Source organism: Mycolicibacterium stellerae (assembly GCF_003719305.1).
Taxonomy (GTDB): domain Bacteria; phylum Actinomycetota; class Actinomycetes; order Mycobacteriales; family Mycobacteriaceae; genus Mycobacterium; species Mycobacterium stellerae.
The window spans coordinates 47,906-71,619 of the sequence record NZ_RARC01000018.1 but is presented as its reverse complement, the minus strand read 5'-3'; the positions used below and the strand labels follow the sequence as shown (position 1 = coordinate 71,619).

The 23,714-nt window shown below is 65.4% G+C and carries 16 protein-coding genes; 9 read left to right on the top strand and 7 right to left on the bottom strand.

The features are described from left to right. The first annotated feature begins 123 nt into the window (after window positions 1-123). Genes D6M19_RS21000 through D6M19_RS20980 form a run of 5 tightly spaced genes read left to right on the top strand, consistent with a single transcriptional unit; the run spans window position 124 to window position 4,613 of the window. On the top strand, window positions 124-552 hold the full coding sequence (locus D6M19_RS21000) for an MmpS family transport accessory protein (protein WP_164478607.1): 429 nt from the start codon (window positions 124-126) through the stop codon (window positions 550-552). Further along, window positions 549-3,458, top strand: coding sequence for an MMPL/RND family transporter (locus tag D6M19_RS20995; protein WP_123027195.1), 2,910 nt, complete (start codon window positions 549-551; stop codon window positions 3,456-3,458). The genes D6M19_RS21000 and D6M19_RS20995 overlap by 4 nt, the downstream gene beginning before the upstream one ends. 13 nt (window positions 3,459-3,471) lie before the next feature. Further along, entirely contained in the window at window positions 3,472-3,876 is a 405-nt protein-coding gene (locus tag D6M19_RS20990) for a DUF732 domain-containing protein (RefSeq protein WP_123027243.1), read from the top strand. Between the two features lie 15 nt (window positions 3,877-3,891). Beyond that, entirely contained in the window at window positions 3,892-4,335 is a 444-nt protein-coding gene (locus D6M19_RS20985; protein WP_123027194.1) for a DUF5078 domain-containing protein, read from the top strand. After that, a complete protein-coding gene (locus tag D6M19_RS20980) occupies window positions 4,332-4,613 on the top strand; it encodes a hypothetical protein (protein ID WP_123027193.1) in 282 nt (93 codons plus the stop codon). Before D6M19_RS20985 ends, D6M19_RS20980 begins: the two co-directional genes overlap by 4 nt. 30 nt (window positions 4,614-4,643) lie before the next feature. Here D6M19_RS20980 and D6M19_RS20975 read toward each other — a convergent pair whose 3' ends face one another. Further along, complete coding sequence (locus tag D6M19_RS20975; RefSeq protein ID WP_327389815.1) at window positions 4,644-5,009, bottom strand: hypothetical protein; 366 nt, start codon at window positions 5,007-5,009, stop codon at window positions 4,644-4,646. Between the two features lie 83 nt (window positions 5,010-5,092). Here D6M19_RS20975 and D6M19_RS20970 point away from each other — a divergent pair, with 83 nt between their 5' ends. From D6M19_RS20970 to D6M19_RS20960, 3 genes are all read left to right on the top strand, one after another. Continuing rightward, entirely contained in the window at window positions 5,093-5,593 is a 501-nt protein-coding gene (locus tag D6M19_RS20970) for a nitroreductase/quinone reductase family protein (RefSeq protein WP_123027191.1), read from the top strand. Window positions 5,594-5,681: 88 nt separating this feature from the next. Further along, window positions 5,682-6,332 carry a cutinase family protein gene (locus tag D6M19_RS20965; RefSeq protein ID WP_123027190.1) on the top strand — a complete coding sequence of 217 codons (651 nt, stop codon included), beginning with the start codon at window positions 5,682-5,684 and terminating at the stop codon, window positions 6,330-6,332. Window positions 6,333-6,380: 48 nt separating this feature from the next. Continuing rightward, entirely contained in the window at window positions 6,381-7,073 is a 693-nt protein-coding gene (locus D6M19_RS20960; RefSeq protein ID WP_123027189.1) for a cutinase family protein, read from the top strand. Window position 7,074: 1 nt separating this feature from the next. Here the strand turns inward: D6M19_RS20960 and D6M19_RS20955 are convergent, their stop codons facing one another. From D6M19_RS20955 to D6M19_RS20945, 3 genes are all read right to left on the bottom strand, one after another. After that, complete coding sequence (locus tag D6M19_RS20955; RefSeq protein ID WP_164478605.1) at window positions 7,075-8,313, bottom strand: DUF7159 family protein; 1,239 nt, start codon at window positions 8,311-8,313, stop codon at window positions 7,075-7,077. A gap of 100 nt (window positions 8,314-8,413) precedes the next feature. Then, window positions 8,414-8,983: a cupin domain-containing protein gene (locus D6M19_RS20950; RefSeq protein WP_234834963.1), complete on the bottom strand. Its 570-nt coding sequence runs from the start codon at window positions 8,981-8,983 to the stop codon at window positions 8,414-8,416. A gap of 55 nt (window positions 8,984-9,038) precedes the next feature. Continuing rightward, window positions 9,039-10,343: an acyltransferase family protein gene (locus tag D6M19_RS20945; RefSeq protein ID WP_123027187.1), complete on the bottom strand. Its 1,305-nt coding sequence runs from the start codon at window positions 10,341-10,343 to the stop codon at window positions 9,039-9,041. 165 nt (window positions 10,344-10,508) lie between these two features. Here D6M19_RS20945 and D6M19_RS20940 point away from each other — a divergent pair, with 165 nt between their 5' ends. Beyond that, entirely contained in the window at window positions 10,509-10,829 is a 321-nt protein-coding gene (locus D6M19_RS20940) for a DUF732 domain-containing protein (protein WP_164478604.1), read from the top strand. Here D6M19_RS20940 and D6M19_RS20935 read toward each other — a convergent pair. The 3 genes from D6M19_RS20935 to D6M19_RS20925 are packed head-to-tail and all read right to left on the bottom strand — an operon-like array spanning window position 10,783 to window position 23,685. Next, on the bottom strand, window positions 10,783-13,026 hold the full coding sequence (locus tag D6M19_RS20935; RefSeq protein WP_123027185.1) for an MMPL family transporter: 2,244 nt from the start codon (window positions 13,024-13,026) through the stop codon (window positions 10,783-10,785). The genes D6M19_RS20940 and D6M19_RS20935 overlap by 47 nt on opposite strands. Before the next feature lie 7 nt (window positions 13,027-13,033). Then, a complete protein-coding gene (locus D6M19_RS20930; protein WP_123027184.1) occupies window positions 13,034-14,743 on the bottom strand; it encodes an ABC transporter ATP-binding protein in 1,710 nt (569 codons plus the stop codon). A gap of 20 nt (window positions 14,744-14,763) precedes the next feature. Beyond that, the gene (locus D6M19_RS20925) at window positions 14,764-23,685 is read right to left on the bottom strand and encodes a non-ribosomal peptide synthetase (RefSeq protein ID WP_407665385.1); all 8,922 of its coding nucleotides are present in this window, start codon (window positions 23,683-23,685) and stop codon (window positions 14,764-14,766) included. Window positions 23,686-23,714: the final 29 nt, after the last annotated feature.

The window sequence follows — 23,714 nt, the reverse complement described above, 5'->3', positions numbered from 1 at the left end:
TAGCCTGTTGCGCCAGGAGAAGTTATATGGGCTAAGTTAAGCAGGGGCCAACATCTTAGGGAGAAGTTGAATGGGTCGGGTGGAAATCGTCACCCTAGCGTGCGGCCGGCGAGGCTTCCCGTGCTGAAGACGGTCAGGCGCGCCTGGGTTCCGCTGCTCATCATCGCGGTGGTTCTGCTCGGTTTCTTCATGGTCGACCGGTTGCGCGGCGTGTTCGGCAAAACGGAGCTGACCAGGCCCGGCGCAGGCCTGGTCAACGACCCGGCGCCGTTCAATCCCAAAGTCGTGAAGTACGAGATCGACGGAGTGCCAGGAGCCATCGCCACCATCAACTACCTCGACCTGGACGCCCAGCCGCAGAAGGCGGTGAACGTGCCGCTGCCATGGTCGCTGACGCTGACCACAACCGCCCCGGCCTCCAGCCCCAACATTGTCGCGCAGAGCGACGGCGACACCATCAGCTGCCGGATCACCGTGGACGGCGTGGTGAAAAACGAGAATAAGACCGACGGCCTGAACGCTCAGACGTTCTGCCTGGTGAAGTCCGCATGAGCAACACGCACATCGGCGCGCATCCGATAATCCCTCGGTTCATCCGGCTCTTCTCGGTGCCGATCCTGCTTGGCTGGCTGGCACTCGTGGTGCTGGTGAACGTGATCGCGCCGCAGCTGGAAACGGTCGGCGAGGCCCACGCGGTGTCGTTGGCACCCACCGACGCGCCGTCGATGCAGGCGATGCAGCGCATCGGCAAGGACTTCCAGGAATTCGACTCCAACAGCTCGGTGATGATCGTCCTGGAAAGTGACCAGCCGCTCGGCGATGAAGCCCACAAGTACTACGACGGCCTGATCGACAAGCTCGAAGCGGACAAGGAACACGTCGAGCACATCCAGGACTTCTGGGGTGATCCGCTGACCGCGGCCGGATCGCAGAGCGCCGATAACAAGGCCGCCTACGTCCAGCTCTACCTGAGGGGAAACCAGGGCGAGACCATCGCGAACGAGTCGGTCGCCGCCGTCCGCGACATCGTGGCCAGCTCGCCGGCACCGCCAGGATTGCAGGCGTATGTCACCGGGCCCGCCGCGCTGACCAGCGACCAGCATCACGCAGGCGACTCCAGCATCAAGCTGATCACCATGATCACCATCGCTGTGATCTTCGTGATGCTGTTGTTCGTCTACCGCTCGATCGTGACGGTGCTGCTCGTCCTCGTGATGATGTTCGTCGAGCTGGCGGCCGCCCGCGGAATCGTTGCGACGCTTGGCTACTACGAACTGATCGGCCTGTCGACATTCGCCGTCAACCTGCTCACGACGTTGGCGATCGCGGCGGGGACTGACTATGCGATCTTCCTCGTCGGCCGATATCACGAAGCACGAAACAATGGTGAGGACCGCGAAACCGCGTTCTACACCATGTATCACGGCACCGCCCACGTCATCCTCGGCTCCGGCCTGACCATCGCGGGCGCCACCTTCTGCCTGCACTTCACCCGGCTGCCGTATTTCCAGAGCCTCGGCATCCCGTTGGCCATCGGCATGCTCGTCGCTGTCATCGCCGCGCTGACCATGGCACCGGCACTGCTGACCGTCTGCAGTCGATTCGGACTCTTCGACCCGAAGCGGACGACGCAGGTACGCGGCTGGCGCAAGATCGGTGCCGCCGTGGTGCGGTGGCCCGGAGCGATTCTGGTGTCCACCATCGCGCTTTCGCTCGTCGGCCTGCTTGCGCTGCCGGGTTACGTGCCGAGCTACAACGACCGCGAGTTCCTGCCGGACGACATCCCTGCCAACGTCGGATACGCCGCCGCCGACCGCCATTTCCCGCAGGCACGGATGAATCCGGAGATGCTTCTCGTGGAGACCAACCACGATGTGCGCAACTCAGCAGACATGCTCGTCGTCGACCGAATTGCCAAGGCTGTCTTCCACATTCCCGGTATCGGTCGTGTGCAGACCATCACCCGTCCGCTCGGCACACCTATCGAGCACACGTCCATTCCGTTCCAGATCAGCATGCAGGGCACCACCCAGCAGATGAACCAGGACTACATGGACAAGGTCATGGAGAACATGCTGACCCAGGCCAACGACATGCAAACGACCATCGACACGATGACGCGGATGCAGAGCCTGACCCAGCAGATGGCCGACACCACGCACGCCATGGTCGAGAAGACCAAGAACATGGCCGTCGACATCGGCGAAGTCCGGGACAACATCGCCGACTTCGACGACTTCTTCCGGCCGATCCGCAACTACTTCTACTGGGAACCGCACTGCTACGACATCCCGGTCTGCCATTCGATACGCGCCATCTTCGACACACTTGACGGCATCGACGTGCTGACCGATGACGTCCAGCAACTGGTGCCAGAGCTGGAGCGGCTGGACACCCTGATGCCGCAGCTCGTCGCGATCATGCCGTCGATGATCGAGACGATGAAGAACATGAAGAACATCACGCTGACCATGTACCAGAGCCAGAAGGGTCAGCAGGATCAGATGAAGGCCCTGCAGGAGAACTCGACTGCGATGGGCCAGGCATTCGACGCGTCCAAGAACGACGACTCGTTCTATCTGCCGCCCGAGGTGTTCGATAACCCCGACTTCCAGCGCGGGCTGAAGATGTTCGTCTCACCGGACGGCAAGGCGGTCCGGTTCATCATCTCCCATGAGCACGATCCCGCTTCGCCTGAGGGCATTTCGCACATCGATCAGATCAGAAACGCCGCGTTCGAAGCCATCAAGGGCACACCGCTGGAAGGCTCGAAGATCTACCTGGCGGGCACCGCGTCCACCTATAAGGACATGCAGCACGGCTCGAATTTCGACCTGTTGATCGCCGGAATCGCCTCGCTGTGCCTGATTTTCATCATCATGCTGTTGTTGACCCGTGCGGTGGTTGCTGCCGCGGTGATCGTCGGCACTGTGCTGCTGTCGTTGGGCACCTCCTTCGGCCTTTCGGTGCTGATCTGGCAGTACATCCTCGGCATGCACCTGCACTGGATGATCATCGCGATGTCGGTCATCATCCTGTTGGCGGTGGGATCGGACTACAACCTGCTCCTGGTTTCGCGGTTCAAGGAAGAGATCCATGCGGGCATCAACACGGGCATAATCAGGGCAATGGGTGGAACCGGTTCGGTAGTCACGTCAGCCGGGCTCGTCTTCGCGTTCACCATGATGTCGATGGTGGTCAGCGACCTTCGCGTCGTCGGCCAGGTGGGCACCACCATCGGTCTCGGCCTGTTGTTCGACACCCTGATCATCCGGTCGTTCATGACGCCGTCGATCGCGGCGCTGCTCGGCAAATGGTTCTGGTGGCCGCAACGGGTGCGTCAACGACCGGTCCCCGAGCCGTGGCCGGCACCCAAGACTGAAACGGAACCGGTCGGTTCCGCGCCCGGCAGGCACGCACACGACGAAAGCCCTACGGGCCCAATAAGTCCGAACTAGGTAGGTGACGATGATGATGACGAAACGGCTCGCTTCGACCGTCGTGGCGGCAATGGCGTTGGCGGTGCCCGCGCTCGCAATGGCAATACCTGCGCATGCCGACCCGGACACCGACTTCTACAACGAGTTGCACATCTACGGCATCTACGGTGAGAAGGACTACAACGCTTGGATCGGCAAGATCGCGTGCAAGCGGCTGTGGAACAACCTCGACCACGATGCCAACCAGTCCGCGCAATTCGTCAAGCGGCAGCTGGACAAGGACACCACCACCGAGCAGGCGTATCAGTTCCTTGGTGCTGCGTATCGGACGTACTGTCCGGAAAAGTTGCCGATTCTCACCCAAATGGCACACCCGGCGCCCGGGGCGGACACGCCGCCTGCGCCGGTGGGACCACCGTTGGCAGCCGAGCAGTAGCGAAGGGACCAAGAGATGTTGGGAAAGGCGAGCATCGCGGCGGCCGCGATGAGCATGGTCGCAATGACGATTCCAGCGGTCGCGTCAGCAGACGCGACGGACGACTATCCGATCCCGAACCGGATACTCAAGACCACCTGCACGGTCGACCAGTACATGGCCGCGACACGTGACACCGACCCGATCTACTACCAGCGCTACATGATCGACTATCACAACAGGCCGGTCGACGTTCAGGATGCCGCTCGCGATCGCATCTATTGGTTCTTCTCGCTGGACTACGCGGGGCGGCGCCAGTATTCGGAGGACACGGCGACCAACGTCTACTACGAGCAGATGGCGACTCACTGGGGCAACTGGGCGAAGCTGTTCTTCAACAACAAGGGCGTCGCCGCCCATGGCACCGACGTGTGCATGAACTACCCTCCGAACGATCCGACGGTCTGGGATTGGACGTGATCCTCGCCAGGGCACTGCCTGCCTTCGCAGTCGCCGGCGGGCTGGCCGCGGGGATTCTTGTGGGCGCCGCTTCGGCAAGCGCGGATCCTCCCCCGCCGCCCAATCCGCCGTGGGCCGCGGTCGGCGATCCCGTTCCGGACTGGGCGCCGCGCAAACCCGCCGACTACTGGTTGGGTGAGCCCGTGGTTTGGACCACCGGTTGGGGCGGGCGGTGGTGCGTGTGGAAGAACGGACAGATCATCACGCTGTCGTCGAATCCCGTTTCCAACGGCGGCTGATACCGCCGCATCTATTCCGCGCGCGGCCGGTCAGCCGTAATAGAGCACATCGTTATACGCGGTCCAGGCCTGACCCTCGCAGTTCATCAGCTGGCCCGCGGGTGTCTGCGCGACACCGGGCACCTTCTCGTCGCACGGCGCCCGCATCGTGCGAACGCCGATGAGCGGGGCCACCGGCACCCACTGGTTCGTCGCGGAGCAGACGAACGTGTTGCCCGTCGCGTCAAGACCCAGGGGGTACCGGGACTTGAACTGGCAAGGGTCGGCGGGCGTGATGTTGCGGTTCACGTAGGGGACGCAGTCGACGCCGTCGCACGTTCCTGGCAGCGCGGATGCTGTACCGGCGGCCGCCAGCGGCGCAGCGGTAACCCCGCAGGCCAGTACGAGTGCAGCCATCAGCTTCATTCTTCGTCCCCTCCGCTATGGACCGGCTTCGACGGTTAGCGTACCGGGGCGTCCACACGGCATAAGGTCTTCTCGTGCCTTTGCGTCACATCGACCCCACGCGCAGGCCCTCCGTGGCCGTTCGCCTGTTGAATCGTTCCGCACGATCACGGTTCGGCCAGCTCGTCGGCAAACGCTTCGCGGCAAAGACCGACCCGTGGCTCAACCGGGCCACCAAGGGCAGGGTGAGCTGGGGCATGTTCAACGTGCCTTCGGCGACGCTGGCCACGACGGGCGCCAAGAGCGGCCAGGTGCGCGAGGCACAGGTGGCGTACTTCCACGACGGGCGCGACGTGATCGTGATGGCCTCGAACTACGGCGGCGACAAGCACCCGCAGTGGTACCACAACCTGGTCGCGCATCCTGAGTGCCGGCTCGGCGACGAGGCCTTCCTGGCCGAGGAAGTCATCGAGCCCGGCGAATACACCCGGCTGTTCGGCCTCGCCGAGGGCTACTACGGCGGCTTCACCGACTATCGCGAGAAAACGGCAAGGGCCGGCCGATCCATCCCCGTGTTCCGGCTCAGTCCGCGGTAGCTGTTCGGCGGCCGAACCGCGATCGCACGCATGCACGACGTCGGTCGGGCCGGTGTCACATCTTCGTGTCCTCGCGCGACATACGAGCATGAAGTTCAAGCACCCGGGACGGGCCACCCGCATCATCGGTGCGGTCGCGGCGGCGGTTGGTTCATTGCCCCTTTCCACCGCCGCTGCACCCGTTGCAGACGCTGCGCCGTGCCCCGACGTCGAGGTCGTCTTCGCAAGGGGAACCACCGAGCCGCCCGGTGTCGGAGGGATCGGGCAGGCCTTCGTCGACTCCGTCCGATCGCAGGTGGGTGGCCGTTCGGTCGGTGTTTACGCAGTCAACTACCCGGCCAGCAACGATTTCGCGCGGAGTACCCCCGCAGGCGGTGACGATATGAGCGCACACGTCCAGGCGATGGCGGCGAACTGCCCCAACACCAGGATGGTGCTCGGCGGATATTCACAAGGCGCTGCGGTTGTCGATCTGGCCACCACCTACATGCCGGCCGAGGTGGCCGACAACGTGGCGGCCGCAGCCGAGTTCGGCGGCGCGAGGAGCACGTTCGCCGACAGCCTTTCGCCCGGTCCGTTGCCCTCGGTCGGCCCGCTGTACGCGGCCAAGACGATCGAGATGTGCGTACCGAACGATCCGATCTGCTTTCAGGGCGGCTGGGACATGCGGGCTCACGGCGCATATGTTCAGACCGGAATGGTCAAGGACGCCGCTGCTTTTGCCGCGGGCCGGATATAGACATAGCCGAGTTGGGTACTCCCAGCGAATCAAACGCGGGGAGGACCCATGAACGTCAGCAAGGTGATCGGTGTCGCGGCCGCGACCGTATGCGCGGGGCTGTTGGGCGCACCGGTACCGTCCGCATCCGCCGAGCCGTGTTCCGACCTCGAGGTGATCTTCGCCCGCGGCACAGGCGAACCGCCCGGGGTCGGCGGCGTCGGGCAGTCGTTCGTCGACGCACTGCGCTCTGAGGCGGGCGGCAAGTCGGTCTCGGTGTATCCGGTCAACTACGCCGCCAGCGGAAACTTCAACGACACGACGGAGTTCGCGCAGACCGTCGTCGACGGAATCAGGGACGCGGGCGCTCGCGTCCAGTCCACGGCGGCCGCCTGCCCGGATACCCGGATCGTGCTCGGCGGCTACTCGCAGGGCGCCGCAGTGGCGGGATTCGTGACCTCGGCCGAAGTGCCGGAAGGGATCCCCGCAGCCTTCGTTCCGCAGCCGCTGCCGCTCGAGGTCGCCGACCATGTCGCTGCGGTGGCGCTGTTCGGTAAGCCGTCGGCGGCGTGGACCAGCCAATACGGCGCGCCGTCGATCACGATCGGCCCCGCCTATACGGCGAAGACGATCCAGCTGTGCGCTCAAGGTGACACGATCTGCGACGGCACCCCAGGTGGTGGCCCGAGCTTTGCGCATGCGCTCTACCCGGTGAACGGAATGGTCGGCGAGGCAGCCACGTTTGTCGCGGGCCGCCGCTAGCTCACGGCAGACCGCTGAACAGCGGGCTCAGCACTTCGGCAAGGGGGTCTGGCGGCGGAGGCGGGACAGGAGCGGCCGGCCCGGGCGCCACCGCGGTTTGCGCCTCGGGGATGTGCTCGAGGGACTGCACGTCGGGGAGGTGTTCCACCGGCGGCGCGACGTCTACAGTTTCGGGAACTGCTGCAGGCACGCCTTCGGGCGCAACGGGGTCGGCTGTGACCGCTGACGGCTCGGGAACCGTCGCGAGCGGTGCCTCTGTCACCGGTTCGGAAATCGTCGCGGGCAGTGCCTCTGTCATCGGCTCTGCGGCCGCGGCCTGCGCAGGTGGGAGCACCTCTGGCGGTGGGAGTGGCGCAGCAGCGGGTGGGATCTCATCGGGCAGGGCCGCAGGTGGCGGCGCCGGCTGCGCGACACTTCTCTCGGCCAGAGTGACCGGGCTCCCCGCAGAGGACAGTGTGAACAGCGAGACGACTGAAACCGCCGCCACCACCGTGAGAGTCCTTGCCTGGGCAGCGAACCCGGAGCGATTGACCGCCGCAAACTGTTCGATGTGCCGCACGGTCGAGGTTGCCGCACCGCTGGCAAGGGCCAGTTGCGCGTCATGCGTCGCCACGACCGGAATCGAGAGGCTCGAGCCGAGCGGACCGGAGATCGCACCGAGCTGGGAACGGGATCCGATGAGGTAGAGCGCTTCCGGCTGCGGTCCGTTGAGACCGAATGAGGAGTTCAGCCAGACTGACAGGGCCACGCAGTCACGAGACGCGGTGGTCGTCGCGGCTTCTATTGCACCGCTGGAAGTGTCGACCACCGACAGCGAAGCCGAGTCCTGGCCGAGTATGCATACCGCTATCGTCCGCTGATCGTTGGCGCGGCCGACATCCATCGCCCACGCCCGGGTGGCCTCAGCCAGCGATATGGGCACCACGTCACCGAAACCCGCCTCCGTCAACGCATCCCGAAGCGACGACAAATTACCGCTGGAGGTGACGTGGACAGAGTCGACGGTGTAGCCGCTCGCCGTCGCGATATCGCGCACGCGGCGCGCGGTAGCAACCGGCGCGGACGTGCTCGCATCGGTGATGTCGAAGGCGTCGTGGTCCAGCGGATGCCCTGCGACGTCAAGTCCGTCGACCAGGACCCACCCGATACTGGTCGACGTCTTCGACAGCCCCATTACTGTTCGCAATCGCTGGGTCCCGCCCTCGTCGAACCGGCGTCGCCGCTCGCGTTGAACGGCCACTGGACGGGAGCATAGTTCGAGTGATCCCGGCTGGCATCCCGACTGGGCAAGCGGTTACCGATCCGGAATGCTTACGTGACCGTCAACATGCAGGTCGAATTCACGGTGCGTCGGGCGCGCTGTATTTCGGGTAGACGGATTGATAACCCCGCGCACGCGCCAACGGGGCCAGCATCGCGGCGAGTCCGCGTACCGGCGTGCCGACGACCCCGGGCGGGGTGTGGATATCGGGACGGAAATCGTGAAGCAGAAGCACCGCCTGCAGGAAACTCGGCAGCTTCGTCCGCTCGCTGATCAGTCCATCCGAGGCAAGGCCGAACAATGTCTCAAAAAACGTCTCCATGCGAAGCGCTGGATACAAATCGACTGCGATCGCGGCAGGTTCGTCGAACGGATTGCCCCACGTATGCCCCTGCCCTGCAGGCACAACCACGGCCTCGCCCACGTCGAGGATCGATGTCCTACCGGAGCGCTTCATCTGCACCCTGCCTGCCGTGACTACGAATCGTTCCTCGGCACCGGGATGACAATGGCTCCCCGGAACCGCTCCGCCCGGCGCCATCTCTATTTGGATGCGCAGTTTCTCTCCGTCCGTGCTGGCGGCAGTCTCGAGGAACGTCACGCGCTCGCCGGTGAGTGGGTGTTCGATGACTTGTCCGACCTGTGCCACTTGGACAGTGTCGCCCAGCCCCCTACGGAACTGATTGAAATGGCTAAAGCGCCCGCTATGTCGACCGGGCCGGCCCACCGGCGCTCACCCGCGCCGCCCCAGCGCAGGCCAGGAACGCACCGAGCGTCGTGTAACCCGTGACACCGTCCAAACCATTCTTGGCAAGCAGCACGAGCGCGACACCGGCGAGGCAGATCAACACGCCTGCAACCGTGGACCGGACACCGGTTGCGCGGACCGCAGAGTCCCACCACGGAAGCCGACGGTGTTCGAGCGGCGACAACAGAAAGAACGCCGCAGCCATCACCACCGCAAAGACGACTGCCCGCAGCGCCAACATGCCCCAAAACCCCTGTGCATCAACGTGGTAGGCGTCGAGTCCCACCGCGTGCAACGCAAAGGTCGCCACCGCGATCGCGGGGATGTGCCATAGATAAAGGGTCATCGCTCCCCCGTTTCCGACGGCGACGAACTGCCACACACGCGGCCGCTGAGCCCATCGCCGCACGAGGCCCGCAGCGGCGACGAATGCACACGACATCCAGGTGCAGTGCAGCGCAAGCAGGAGCGTCGGCGGGGAGGTGTTGGACATGTGTTCTGTCCCGGTGACGACCAACGAGACCTCGTACGGGCCGAAGACCGCAAGCAGCACCTGAGCGGCGAACGCGGAAGCCGCCACCGCGAGTGCGGCAGGGACCCTGATCAGCCGGCGAGCATAGGCCACCCCGATCGCCACCGGGATCAGCCAGACGATCAGGAAGTTGGCCACGCCCGACATCTGCATACCGCTCGCGATCCGCACCCCGTCGCCGAGTGCGGTGACCACGAGAAGCGACGCCACCACGACGGCGACGGCGCGCCCCGTCCGCATTCGTGTCAGGACAGGTACGAACGCAAGCGTGACCAGGTAGACACCGAGGAACCAGAGCAGAGCGACGCACTCCGCACCGAGTCCCGCCGCGGAGTCCGCGCCGAGAATCATCGACGTGACAAGGAGACCGAGCGTCCAGAAGGCCAGATACCAGAACACCGGACGGCACAGTCGCTGCGCCCGACTGAACAGCCAGGTTCCCCACTGAGTGCCTTCGTGCCAGCCGTATGCGCCCGCGGCGCCGCCTGCCAGGAAGAACAGCGGCATGACCTGCACAACCCAGGTGATCGGGGCCAGTGCAGGCACCTCGCCGAGCAGGTTTCCGATCCGCAGACCGCTCGAGTCGATCGTGGCGAGCAGCAGTGCACAGTGCCCGAACATCACGATGACCAGTGCGAAGAGCCGGGCGACGTCGACGGCGCGGTCTCGGTCGGGCTTGGTGGTCTCGGCTACCGAGCGGGCGTCGGGGACTGACGTGGTGAACGGCATGGGTCAAGCATGCCCAAGCGCGGGCCGCGCCGGGTGAGTAGTACTACGCGAACGGCGGCGTCAAGAAATATGTAGGGAAACACCGGATATCTCCTCCGGCGTCGCTGGCTTACATTTCGGGTGGTCGCACGAGATGGACGTGCGGCGACACGAAAGGTCACCTCGATGGCTCTGAATCGTATGGCGCTGGGACCGGCTGCGCTTGCAGTGACCTTGGCTGCCTTGGCCGGGGCTCCCGTTGCATCCGCTGAGCCACGCGACGTGTTTCTCGACGAGTTGGCGACCTTGAACGTTTACATCCCCGGGGCGAACGCGGACGACACGGTGGGAGCGGGATACCAGGTCTGCGACGAACTGCGCAGTGGCACCTCGGTTCTCGATGAAATGTCGCGGGCCGAAGAGATCTTCGCGCTCCCAAGCGGACAGGGCACGCTCTTCGTCAGCGCGGCAACGACGAATCTCTGCCCCGACTTCGCAGCAGGCTGACCACACGGTCATGTAGCCGAGTCAGCGGTCCCGGCGCCCACCAGTTGGCCCGGCCGAGCAGATGCATGAGCGCGGGCACCAGCAGCATCCGGACGAGCGTGGCGTCGACCAGCACCGCCACCGTCAGCCCGAACCCGAACAACCGCATCACCGATACCTGCGAGGCCATCAGCGCCGCAAAAGAGATCACCATGATCAGCGCAGCGGCGGTGATCACGCGCGCGGTGTGGGCGACGCCTCGCGCGACGCTCTCGTCGCTGGCACCCCAGCCGCGATGTGACGCAAGCCAGTACTCCCGGATCCGGGATATCAGAAACAGCTCGTAGTCTATCGAGAGGCCAAAGGCGATGCAGAACAGCAACACTGGCAGCTGCACTCCCAGCGTGCCGGTCGACGCGGTGCCCAGCGCGCCGAGGTGCCCCTCCTGAAACACCCAGACCACCGCACCGAACGCCGCGGCCAGCGACAGGATGTTCGTCAGCACCGCCTTGACGGGCAGAATCGCGCTGTTGGTCAGCAGGAACACCAGGACGAGGGTGATCAGTGCGATGAGAACGAGCACGATGGGCAGACGCGACGCGATCGCATGCATGCTGTCCAGATTGCTCTGCGCGGCGCCGGTCAGCTGCACCGTTCTGCCGGACGGGGTCGGCACGGCGCGCAACTGGTCGAGCTGATCGGATGAGGCGGCGGAGTACAGCGGTGCGGTACTGGCCACTGTCACGAAAGCGCTGTCGTCCTTGATGCCGCTGGGCGCCGAAAGCGGTCCTGCCCGTCTGCCCTCGACGTATGTGCCGCCGGGTGATGACACCGACGAGACGTCGGATACAAGAGACAGCGCCGCTGCGTAGGCGTCGAGACCTGAGCGACTCAGACCGGGGGCATCCGGGAGTACGACGGTGACGGCGGGGGCGCCGCCGCCTGCGAAGTCGTCGCGCAACTGGTCGCCGACCTGACGCGCGGACGCCGACGCAGGCAAAACCCGGTCGTCGGGAAAGCCCCACCGCACGTCGTGAAAGGGCGTGCCGACGAGGAGCAGGAGTACGACCACGGCAACGGTGATCGGAACCGCATGGCGCATAACTGATTTCGTCCATCGGTACCAGAACCAATGGTCGAAGGGCACGGATTCCGGCTCCGGTCGCCGGAAGGCTTTGCGCATCAACGGGCGCATGTCCAACGAATCGAGTCGATCATCGAGCAGCACGATGGCCGCAGGCGTCACGACCATCGACGCTGCCGCCGTGAAAACGACAACGGCGACGCCCGCGTAGGCGAAGGATTTCAGGAAGTACTGAGGAAACATCACCAGTGTCGCCATCGACAGCGCGACCGTCATCGCCGAGAACATCACGGTTCGGCCTGCCGTGGCCATCGTGCGGATCAGCGCTACGTCACGAGTCTGCCCTTGCGCCAACTCATCTCGAAACCGACTGAGAATCAGCAGGGTGTAGTCGATGGCCAACGCCATACCCATTGCAACGCATAGGTTGAGCGCGAAGATCGACACGTGGGCGAACAGCGAAATTGCGTGCAGTGACGCCATGGCGCCGAGAATCGCGAAGATGCCGATGGCCACCGGCAGCGCGGCGGCGACCAGGCCGCCGAAGACCCAGACGAGCACGAGGAAGCTCAGCGGGAGCGCAAGCGCCTCCATGAACAGCAGATCCCTCTCGGTCTGCGCGTTGACCTGCCAGTAAACGGTGGCATCCCCGCCGGCACGGACCGTGACGCCGTCCCGGTCGTGCACGAGCTCGTCATACAGCCGCTTTGCGTTCCGTTGAGCATCGGACTCGCCACCGGTGATGGCGGCCACGATCAATCCCGTCTTGCCGTTCCTGCTGATGAACGAGGGCGCGGCGGCGGGCGGCTCCGTCCACGCTGACTGCACCTGTCCGACGACAGCCGAGTCCTGCAGGCGCCGAACGATATCGGAGCCGACCGTCTTGGCCCGTCGTCCTCGCGCACCGGTATCGGAGGTGACGGTGACGAGCATGGTCATGTCGCCCTGGTCGAACTTCTGCGAGAGCAGCGCGGATGCCTGCGAGGATTCGGCACCCGGATCGAGGCCGCCGCCCGCAGACAGTGATTTGGCCACGGGGATGCCGAAGACCGCGGTACCGATCATGACGAGCACGGCGAGGGCGATGACGCGGCGCGGGGCGGCGATGGCGAATCGAGCGACTCCGGTCAGCACATCGCCTCTACTGCTCCTCGAGTTCGTGTTCGATGAGTTCGCGGTAGACGGGCATCCGCAAAAGCTCGGCATGCTTGCCCGTCGCCTGTATCCGGCCGTCGTCAAGCACCAGGATCTGGTCGGCATTGGTGACCGTCGAAAGCCGGTGTGCCACCACAAGCACACTGCGCGTGCCGCGCGCCAGCAGCAGGTTGGTCATCACGTCGTATTCGTTCGCGCGGTCGAGATGCGCGGTCGGCTCGTCCATCAGAATGAGCTGCGACCGCGATAGGAATGCACGGGCAAGGGCAAGACGCTGGCGCTGCCCACCGGAAAGGCTGCGGCCGCGCTCCAGAACGGGGGTGTCCAACAGGCCAGGGAGACCGGCGATTTCGTCGGCCACGTTGGCCTGCTTGAGGACCCGCCACAGATCGTCGTCGTCGGCGTTCGGGTCGGCGATGAGCAGATTGTCGCGGATGGTGCCGTGCAAGACGGGTGCGTCCTGTTCCAGAAGCCCGAGCTTGCCACGCAGTTCGGCAAGGGGAATGCTGCGGAAGTCCTCACCCTCCCATCGGACCGTCCCGCCGTCGGGATCGTGGAAGCGGCACAGTAGCGACAGGATGGTCGACTTTCCCGCGCCGGACGGCCCGATCAGTGCGGTGATCTGGTCGTGTCCGAGTGTGAAGGAGACGTCTGAGAGCACCCGGACCGCGCCGTAGGAGAACACCACACGGTCGAACTCGACCAGCGGCCCGGTGCGCTGGCCCCGCGGCGAATCGACGGCGCCCCCGGTCGAGCGGGAGGGCGGATCGATTTCCGGCAGGTCGCGCAGCGTGGTGGTCAGGTGCTCATACCCACCGGCGGCGGTTCGCAGTGCGGCCAGCGCCGTGAACGCGGCGGTAATGGGAAAGATCGCGTAAACCGCGAACGCCAGCAGACTGACGAATTGGCCAACGGACAGCCCGCCTGCCGCCACCCGGCGTCCGTCGATGATCATGATCGCCAGAAACGAACCTGTGACACCCAACCGGATGAGGAGGACGTTGATGGCGGTGGACGACGCGATACGTACGCCGGACTCATAGGCGGCGTGTGCGTCGATCCCGATGGACTTCGCTTCGCGACTTTCGGCGCCGAACAGCTTGATGGTGCGCGCGGCACTCAGTGCCCGATCAAGACCGGCCGTGTAGTCGCCAAGCGCCACTTGACGATTCAGCGAGGCGTGCTGGATCCGTGACAGAAACGGGTTGCCCGCGGCGAACGCCACGATCATCACGACCACCACGACACCCACGGTGGCCGCATCGATTGTCAACATCACGACGCCCGCTCCGAGCAGGGTCAGCGTCCCGAAGGCGATGTCGCCGACCGCCCGTGGCATATCGCGCAACAAGCCGGCGTCGCTGGTTCCTCGGGCCAGCAAATCTCCGGTGCGGCCACGGTCCAACAGTCCGATGGGCAGGCGCACAACGTGATTGGTGAAGTCGGTGCGCATCCGCAACACGATCTTCTCGCCGGTCCGGTCCAGCTGAAAGTGTCCAAGCGCCTCGAGCAGCAGCTGTCCGACGAGCATGGCCACCAGCAGGGCGGCGAGGGCGATGTCCGGTGAGCCCGCCGCCGCACGGTCGACGAGCCTGCCTGCCAGCAGTGGCTGAAGCAGGATGAGCACGGTGGCACCGCCGAGCAGAACCGTGCTCACCGCCATCGACACCCAGTGGGCGCGGATAAGGCTGAGCATCGCGGGTGTCCTCAAGCGCGTTAAAGCAGTCCCAGCAGCTGCAGATCGGTGACGTACTTCGTGATGATTGCCGGTGAGATGTGCGGGATGTCGTTGGCGCGACCGATTTCCGCATCCCGAACGGCGGCGCGGAATCGGTCGGCAGGCGCGTAGGATCCGCACTTCGGCTTACGCGGTTGCAGGTGGGGAGAATTTCGCAACAGCATCAACAGCGGCAGCACCGAATGCTGGCGCTGTCGATCGGGTAATGCGTGCAGCCCGGCCTCAAGACGCTGCAACCACTCCGCGAAGTCGTCGACCCGCTGGATCGGGTAGCCGGCTTCGACGAGCCAGTCGACGTACTCGTCGAGCCCGTAGCCGTCGTCGTGCGGGTTCATGACGTGGTAGGTCTGGAACCCTTCGACCAATTTGGAGCCAAGTGTGGCGATCGCCTCTGCGACGAATTCGACTGGCAGGCCGTCGAAGTGCGCGCGTTGCCTGTCACCGCCTGCGTCGAGCTCATAGAACGAGCGGGGCGCGAGGCCGGTGGCGACAATACTCAGCGCCATCCTGGTGACCGTGTCCGACAGGTTCAGCTGACCTGCATACGTGGAGTCGGCCATGATCATGTCGCAGCGAAACACCGCGACCGGCAGCCCGCACAGGTCGTTGGCTTCGCGCAGCAGGACCTCGCCAGCCCACTTGCTGTTGCCGTAGCCGATGGCAAGGCCGTCGTCGATCGTGCGGGTGGGGCTGATGACCCGGATGTCGGCATCTTCGGTGAACGCTGACGGCTCGATCTGTGCCCCGACGGTGGCAGTCGACACGAAGGCGTACGACTTGCGTTTCGTGGTCAGTGCGATCCGGATCAACTCCGCGGTGCCGGCGACGTTGGGCACGAACAGTTCGCTGTAGGGCACGACGGCGTTCACCACCGCCGCGCAGTCGACGATCAGATCGACGGTGTCGGCCAGCCGCTGCCAGGTCTGCTGGTGCAGGCCTATGTTCGGTTCGCCCTTATCGCCTGCGATGACGTTCAGGTGGGTGGCGGCCAGTTCCTGGAAGTGCCGCAACAGGTCCGGATCACCGCTGTCGAAGATCGCCTCCAAACGTCGCCGCGCATCCTCGTCGGATCGCGCCCGCACCAAGCAGATCAGTGTGCCGCCGACCCGCTGCATCTGCTCGAGCAGTTCCAGGACGAGATAACGCCCGACGAACCCGGTCGCACCGGTGAGCAGCACCGTCTGGACCTCGCCGCTGGGGCCGGCCAGCATCGGGGCGTCGGCCAGCGTCGTGGCATCGATGAACTTGTCCAGCGTGAGTTCGCAGGCACGCACCTCTGCCGACGGCCGGGAATCGGGAGCAACCACCTGCTGGCTCAAACTTCGTGCCGACGGCGCATTCAACAGCGTGCGCACCGTGAGTTGCGCATCAAGCGCGGTGTTGATCGCGGCGATTGCACGCATTGCCAGAATGCTGTCCCCACCCAGGTCGAAGAACGAGTCGTCGAGACCAACGCGTTCGAACCCGAGGACGTCGGCGTACACGCCCGTCACTATCTCCTCGACCGGCGTGTCGGGCGCTAGGTACCGATCCGTTTCCTGGTAGTCCGGTGCAGGCAGGGCGCGGGTGTCGAGCTTGCTGTTGACCGTCAAAGGCAGCGCGTCCAAGACGACGACCGCGGCGGGCAGCATGTACGGCGGCAGCAGCTCTGCCAACGCGGTGCGCAGTTCGGTTGGATCGGCCGTCCCGGTGACATAGCCGACCAGACGCTTGTCACCGGGGCGGTCCTCGCGGGCGATCACCGCCGCCTGATCCACACCGTCGAGTCCGGCCAGCGCGGTCGCAACTTCGCCGAGCTCGATGCGATAGCCGCGGATCTTGACCTGCTCGTCGGCCCGCCCCAGATAGCGCAGCTGACCATCGGCGCCCCAGCGGACCAGGTCGCCGGTGCGATACATGCGTGCCCCCGCTTCTCCGAACGGGCATGCGACGAAACGGGATGCCGTCAACCCGGTGCGACGCCAATACCCCACGCCCACCCCGTGACCCGCTACGTACAGCTCGCCGACCACACCCGGCGGCACCGGACGCATCCATCCGTCGAGCACGATCAACGCGGCCCCCGACAACGGGGACCCGACCGGCGGCGCCCCCGAGCCCGCCGTCAGCGGCGCACTCCTTGCGACGTTCACCGTCGTCTCAGTCGGGCCGTAGGCGTTGATCATCAGCCGCCCTGGCGCCCACTGATCCACCACACCGGCCGGGCAGGCATCACCACCGACCACCATGGCCACCGAATCGAGACCACGAGTCGGCAAAATGCCCGCCGCCGAAGGATTCTGCTCGAGCACGGTGACCTGTTCGGCGACCAGGAGGTCCCGGAACTCGGCAGGTGACGTCACGACCGATTCGGGCACGATCACCAATCGCCCGCCAGTCAACAAGGTGCCCCAGACCTCCCATACCGAGACGTCGAAGCCGTACGAATGACACTGTGCCCACACCAGCGGGTGCGGCAGAGAGGCGTCCATCGACGTGACCATCTGAGTCACGTTGCCGTGTGTGACCGCGACTCCCTTTGGCGCACCGGTGGTACCGGAGGTGTAGATGATGTAGGCGACGTCGCCGGCGGCCGGGGCAGGCAGGTCCGTAGCCGCACATGTTGCGGTGCGCGGATCGCCGACGTCGATCACCGGTACGTCGTGGCCACCCAGCCGCGACCGCAGCTCATGGGTGGTGATCGCGGCCGCAGGCGTGGCATCGGCAAGCATGAACTCGATGCGCGCCGCCGGCAACGCCGGGTCGATAGGCAGATACGCCGCCCCCGTCTTCAGCACCGCCGCCATCGCGACGATCGCATCTGCGCACCGCGGAAACAGCAACGCCACAGATGAACCGGGCCCGATGCCGCGACGGGTCAGCAGGTGCGCCAACCGATCCGACGCCTCATCGAGCTCGCGATACGTCAATGGCGGCACGCCGTCGAAGGTGACCGCCACCGCTGAGGGGGTGCGCGATACCTGCTCGGCGAACGCCAGTGGGATCGACACGGCAGAGTCCTCGGGTTGAGTCAACGCGGCCCGGTTACCCCAGCGGTCGAGCCGGGCATGCTCACCGGGATCGAGGAGGTCGGTCGACGACACCCGCATCGCAGGGTCCGCCGTCATCGCCGTCAGGATGACCTGCAACCGATCACCAAGCGATTCAATGGTTCTCGAGTCGAACAGATCGGTGCGGTAGTCCAAGGAGATTCGCAATTCATCACCGGGCGAAGCTTGCATGACAAGCGGGTAGTGAGTGCTTTCGCGGCTGGTGATATCGGTGATTGAGAGTTCGTCGTCACCGACCAGCAAGGCGGCGTCGACCGGGAAGTTCTCATAGACCAACAGGGTGTCGAACAGCTGATCATGTCCGGCGACACGGTGTATGTCTGTCAGTGCCACGTGGTGATGCTCCAGCGTGTGATTGTGCGAATCCTGCAACTGCTGCAACAGATCCGCGGTGGTGGTCGACGACGTGACAGTCGCCCGCACGGGCACAGTGTTGATGAACAGACCGACCATCGAATCGGCGCCCGCCACGTCTGGGGGTCTGCCCGACACCGTCGTGCCGAAGGCGACGTCGTGGTGCCCGGTCAGCGAGATCAGCAGCTGCGCCCACGCGCACTGCAGCACGGTGCTGGCGGTGGTGTGGCGGGATCGCGCCAGCTCGCCAACGGCTCGGGTGATCTTGGCCGACAACGTAAACGACGTGGAACCACGCGGGCCGAGGCCCAACCGATCCGGCGGGCCGACCAGCGTCGGGACGTCGAATCCCTTGAACACCTGTCGCCAGGCGACGTGTGCGGCGTCGAGATCGCGTTCGGCCAGCCAGGTGATGAACCTGCGATACGACCCGCACGCGGGCAGCCGATGGCCGTGATAGCAGGCGAATATCTCCCGCAGCAGGACAGGCATCGACCAACCATCGACCACGATGTGGTGATTGGTGAGCACGAACAGGTGGCGGTGATCGGCGGTGCGGATGAGGACGGCGCGCAAGGCCGGCTCGTTGGCGATGTCGCGTACGGCGCGGCGTTCGGCATCGCACTCTTGCTGTATCCACTCATCGACGCCGCCATTCCGGTCGTCGAACTCGATATACCGCCACGGCACCACCGGATCCCGTTCGATGACCTGCACGGGTTGGTCAAGCGCAGTGCTGAAGCGGGCCAACAGGTTGGGATGGCGGGCGACCACGGTGTGCACCGCGTCCTGCAGCCGCGCGACGTCCAGCCGCCCGGTGAGGGTCAAAGCCAGTTGCACCGCATACAGATCGCCGGAATCCTCGGTCATCCCTGTGTGGAAGAGCAGCCCCTGTTGCAGTGGCGTCAGCGGCAGCACATCGGCGACCCGGTACTGCCGATGTAACTCGTCGATCTGGCGCTGGCTCAACGTGGCGGGCCAGACGTCGGACGGCGTCAGCCCACCGCCGCCGCGCTTGACGTGCGCGCAGATACCGCCGAGTGCGTCGAACCACAACCGTGCGAGCCGCCCCACCTCGGTGTCGTCGAGTGCCGATGTTGCCCACATCCAGTCGGCGTGTAGTTGCGGACCGGTTTCGGTGTCGATGGTGGCGGCGTTGAGCTCCACGGTGTGCATCAGCTGCACGGGCAGACCTGCGCTTGCGGCGTCGGTGAACAGCGAGCCCCAGCGGCAGATCTGCCAGGCGTCGCCCGCCGCCCCAGCGGTGCCGCCCATGCGTCCCAGATAGTTGAATCCGATCGCCGGGTCCGACGCAGGCAGGTCGACATCGGCGTTGAGGTAGCGCAGCAGCCCGTAGGTCAGACCGTCCGGCAGCGCGCGAAGCTGCTCCTTGACGGCCTTCACCGCTTCGCCCAACGCCGCGTCACCCGCCACCACCTGCGCCCATTTCAGCTCACCCACCGCCAGCGACACCGGGTGCTTGGCGGTGAACCACCCCACGGTTTGGGACAGATCGACATCTGATGCCAAATCGTCGTCGCGGCCGTGGGCTTCGACGTCGATCCCGATCGGCGCCTCGCCGGTGCCAAGGAACTCGGCCCACGCCATCCCGAACGCGATCAACAGAATGTCTTGCACGCCAGCATGAAACGCCGCAGGAACCTCGCCGAGGAGCATCTGCGTGATCTCGGTGTCCAGCAACGCCGACAACCGCCCTGCGGTGGCCAACGTGTCGATCGCGGGGTTCACGGCGGGCAGTGCAGCGGGAACCGCAGCCACCTTTCGCCACGCGTCCTCCTGCTCCATGACAGCCTCGGAGCGTGCGTGTTCACCGAGCAGCGACGCCCAGCTGCGAAACGATGTGCCTGCGACGGGCAATGCGATCGGCTGCCCGCCGCGATGCTGGGTCCAAGCGATGTTCAGATCCTCCAACAGGATTCGCCAGGAAACGCCGTCGACGGCCAGATGGTGGATGATCAGCGCCAGCTGGCTGGTATTAGTCACCCACAGCGCGCTGAGCATCATCCCGGACGCCGGGTTCAACCGCGACCGGGCCGCCACGAGGGCTTCGTCGGACAGCACGCCCACCGATCGCACACAGCTCCGCGCTTCCACTGAACCCACATCGGGCACGGACAACGACCAGCCGCCGACGCCGTCGTCGGTGACGCGTAGCCGCAGCATGGCGTGACGATCGAGTAATGCCTGCAGCACCTGCACGACATCGGCCTCGCAGACGCCAAACGGGGCCTGCAGCAACACCGTTTGGTTGAACTGATCAATCGGGCCGTCGATGCTGTGCAACCAGCACATGATCGGGATGGCCGCCACCTCGCCGACGCCGTCATCGCTCGTGGCGACCTCGCCGACGGCGAAGGCTGCGACCAGGGCAACCTGAGCGACGGTCTGCTCGACGAAGATGTCACGCGGCCGACACGTCACGCCCGCCGCCCTGGCGCGCGCAACCACCTGCATCGCGAGAATGCTGTCGCCGCCGAGTTCGAAGAACGGATCGTCGACGCCGACCCGTTCCAGGCCGAGTATCTGGGCATAGATGCCTGCCAGGATCTGCTCGATCACGCTGCCTGGGGCGCGGTAGCGGTCGGTGACCTCGTAGTCAGGTGCAGGCAACGAGCGGATGTCGAGCTTCCCGTTGACGGTCAACGGCAACGCGCTCATCACGACGACGGCGGCGGGCACCATGTAGGGCGGCAGCCGTTCGGCCAACGCGGCGCGGATCGCCGTCGGGTCTGCCGTGCCGGTGATGTAGCCAATGAGGCGCTTGTCGCCGGGACGGTCCTCGCGGGCGATCACCGCAGCCTGCCTCACCCCGTCCAGTGCAGACAGTGCGGCCTGGACCTCCCCCGGTTCGATGCGATAGCCGCGGATCTTGACCTGCTCATCGCTTCGCCCTACGTAGCGCAGTTGGCCATCGGCGGCCCACTGGACCAGGTCTCCTGTGCGGTACATCCGCGCGCCGGGGCCGCCGAACGGGCAGGCGACGAACCGAGACGCCGTCAACGCGCCGCGACGCCAGTACCCGATCCCCACACCGCGGCCGGCCACATACAACTCGCCGACCACGCCGGGTGGGACCGGCCGCATGTACTCGTCCAGCACGAACAGCGCAACCCCGGAGACCGGCGAACCGATCGGCGCCGCGGCCCCCGCTGTCAGTGGCCGGCTCATCGCCGCGTAAATCGTTGTCTCGGTTGGCCCGTAGGCATTGATCATCACGCGCCCAGGCGCCCACTGATCCACCACCGCATCAGGGCAGGCCTCGCCTGCCACCACCAGCGCAGGCGAATGCAGGCCCTGCGCCGACAACATCCCCACCGCAGAAGGGGTTTGGCTCACGACGCTGACCCGTTCGGCGACGAGCAGATCGTGGAAGTCGGCCGGTGAGCCCGCGGTGGCTTCTGGCACCACCACAAGGCGCCCACCAGACAGCAGCGTGCCCCAGATCTCCCAGACGGAGACGTCGAAGGCGTGCGAATGCCATTGTGTCGCGGTGAATTGTGTTGTGGTGCGCGCCGTGTCGGGTTTGGGCTGGAAGAAGTCGGTGACCCCCAAGAGCTGGGTGACGTTGCGGTGGGTGATGGCTACCCCCTTGGGTACGCCGGTGGTGCCCGAGGTATAGATCAGATAGGCGATGTGGTCTGCCGCCGGGGCGGGCAGGCCCGAGACCGGCTGGCAGGCGATGCGCGGATCATCGATGTCGATCACCGGCACATCGAATCCATCCAGCCGCATCCGCAGCGACGCGGTGCTGATCGCGGCCACCGGTGCGGAATCGACGAGCATGAAGCCGATCCGTGCTGACGGCAACGCAGGGTCGATCGGCAGATACGCCGCCCCCGTCTTGAGCACGGCTGCCATCGCCACAATCGCCTGCGCGGAACGCGAAAACAACAACGCCACCGACGATCCCGCGCCAACCCCATGGGCAGACAACATGTGCGCCAGCCGATTCGACGCCTCGTCGAACTCGCGATATGTCATCGACACACCGTCACACCGCACCGCCACCGCCTCTGGGGTAAGCGACACCTGGTGAGCCAACGCCGCCGGAATCGACACCCCGGCAGCGGAGGGCCGAGTCAGAACCGCCCGATTGCCCCAGCGATCCAGCCGCGCACGCTCGTCGTCGTGAAGCAGGTCCACCGACGACACCCGCACACCCTGGTCGGTCGTCATCGCCACCAACACCCGCTGTAACCGTCCGACCAACACTTCGATTGTCTTCGCGTCGAACACATCGGTGCGAAACTCGACCGTGCCACCGATGCCTGCCGGTTCGCCGGACTCGGTCCAGCGTTCAGCGAGCGAGAACGTCAAATCCATGCGGGCAGTGGTGGAATCGATCGGTAGCCGGCTGACGTGAAGATCGCCCAATGCCACCCCGGCAGTGGGGTCACTGCTGTGGCCGAAGTTCTGCCAGGCCAACAGCACCTGGATCAGCGGGTGGTGGGTCAGCGATCGAGATGGGTTGAGTCGCTCGACGAGGGCTTCGAAGGGTACGTCTTGATGCTGGTAGGCGGCCAGGCTGCGCTCGCGCACCTGGGCGAGCAGCTCGGCGATCGTGGGATCCCCTGCGAGGTCGATCCGCAACACCAAAGTATTGACGAAGAACCCAACCAACTCGTCGAGGGCGGGGTCGCCGCGTCCGGCAATCGGAAAGCCAACAGCCACATCGGAACTGGCGGTCAAGCCGGATAGCAGCACCGCCAGGGCTGCTTGAACCACCATGAAGCTGGTCGCGTTGTGCCGACGGGCGACACCGCGCACCCGCTCCTGTAACTCCACCGACCAGTCCACCGTCACGCTGGCGCCGCGGTAGTCGGCGATCGGCGGATAGGGCCGGTCGGTAGGAAGTGTCAGGCGCTCGGCCATGCCGGCAAGGGCCTCTTCCCAGAACGCCAGCTGGGCAGCGATGGGACTGTGGACGTCGTCTAAGTCGCCCAGCTGAGCACGCTGCCAAAGCGTGTAATCGAGGTACTGCAGCGGCATTTCGGTCCAGCCAGGTGGCTGCCCCTTGCAGCGGCTGGCATACGCCTCCCCGAGATCGCGCACCAGTGGGTCCACCGACCAGCCGTCCGCGGCGATATGGTGTACGACGACGACGAGCAGATGTTCGTCGTCGGAAACGCGGAAAAGCCTCGCGCGCAGCGGGATGTCTTTCGTGAGATCGAATGTGTGACGAGCCGCCGCGTCGATCGCCAGCTCCAGCCGATCCTCCTGCCATCCCGTCGCGTCGACGATCTGCCAGCCGAAGTCGACCCGCTCGGCCGAAATGACTTCCTGCGCGGGAACGCCGTCGACCGCGCAGAACACCGTGCGAAGGCTCTCGTGGCGCCGCACCACGTCGGCAAGCGCTGCCCCGAGAGCGTCGGCATCGAGCTGCCCGCGCAGCCGCAATGCAACGGCCATGTTGTAGATCGGTGAAGGACCTTGGAATTGGTCGAGGAACCACAGCCGGGTCTGCGCGAACGACAGAGGGACCGTCGCGGGCCGCTCGACGGCCT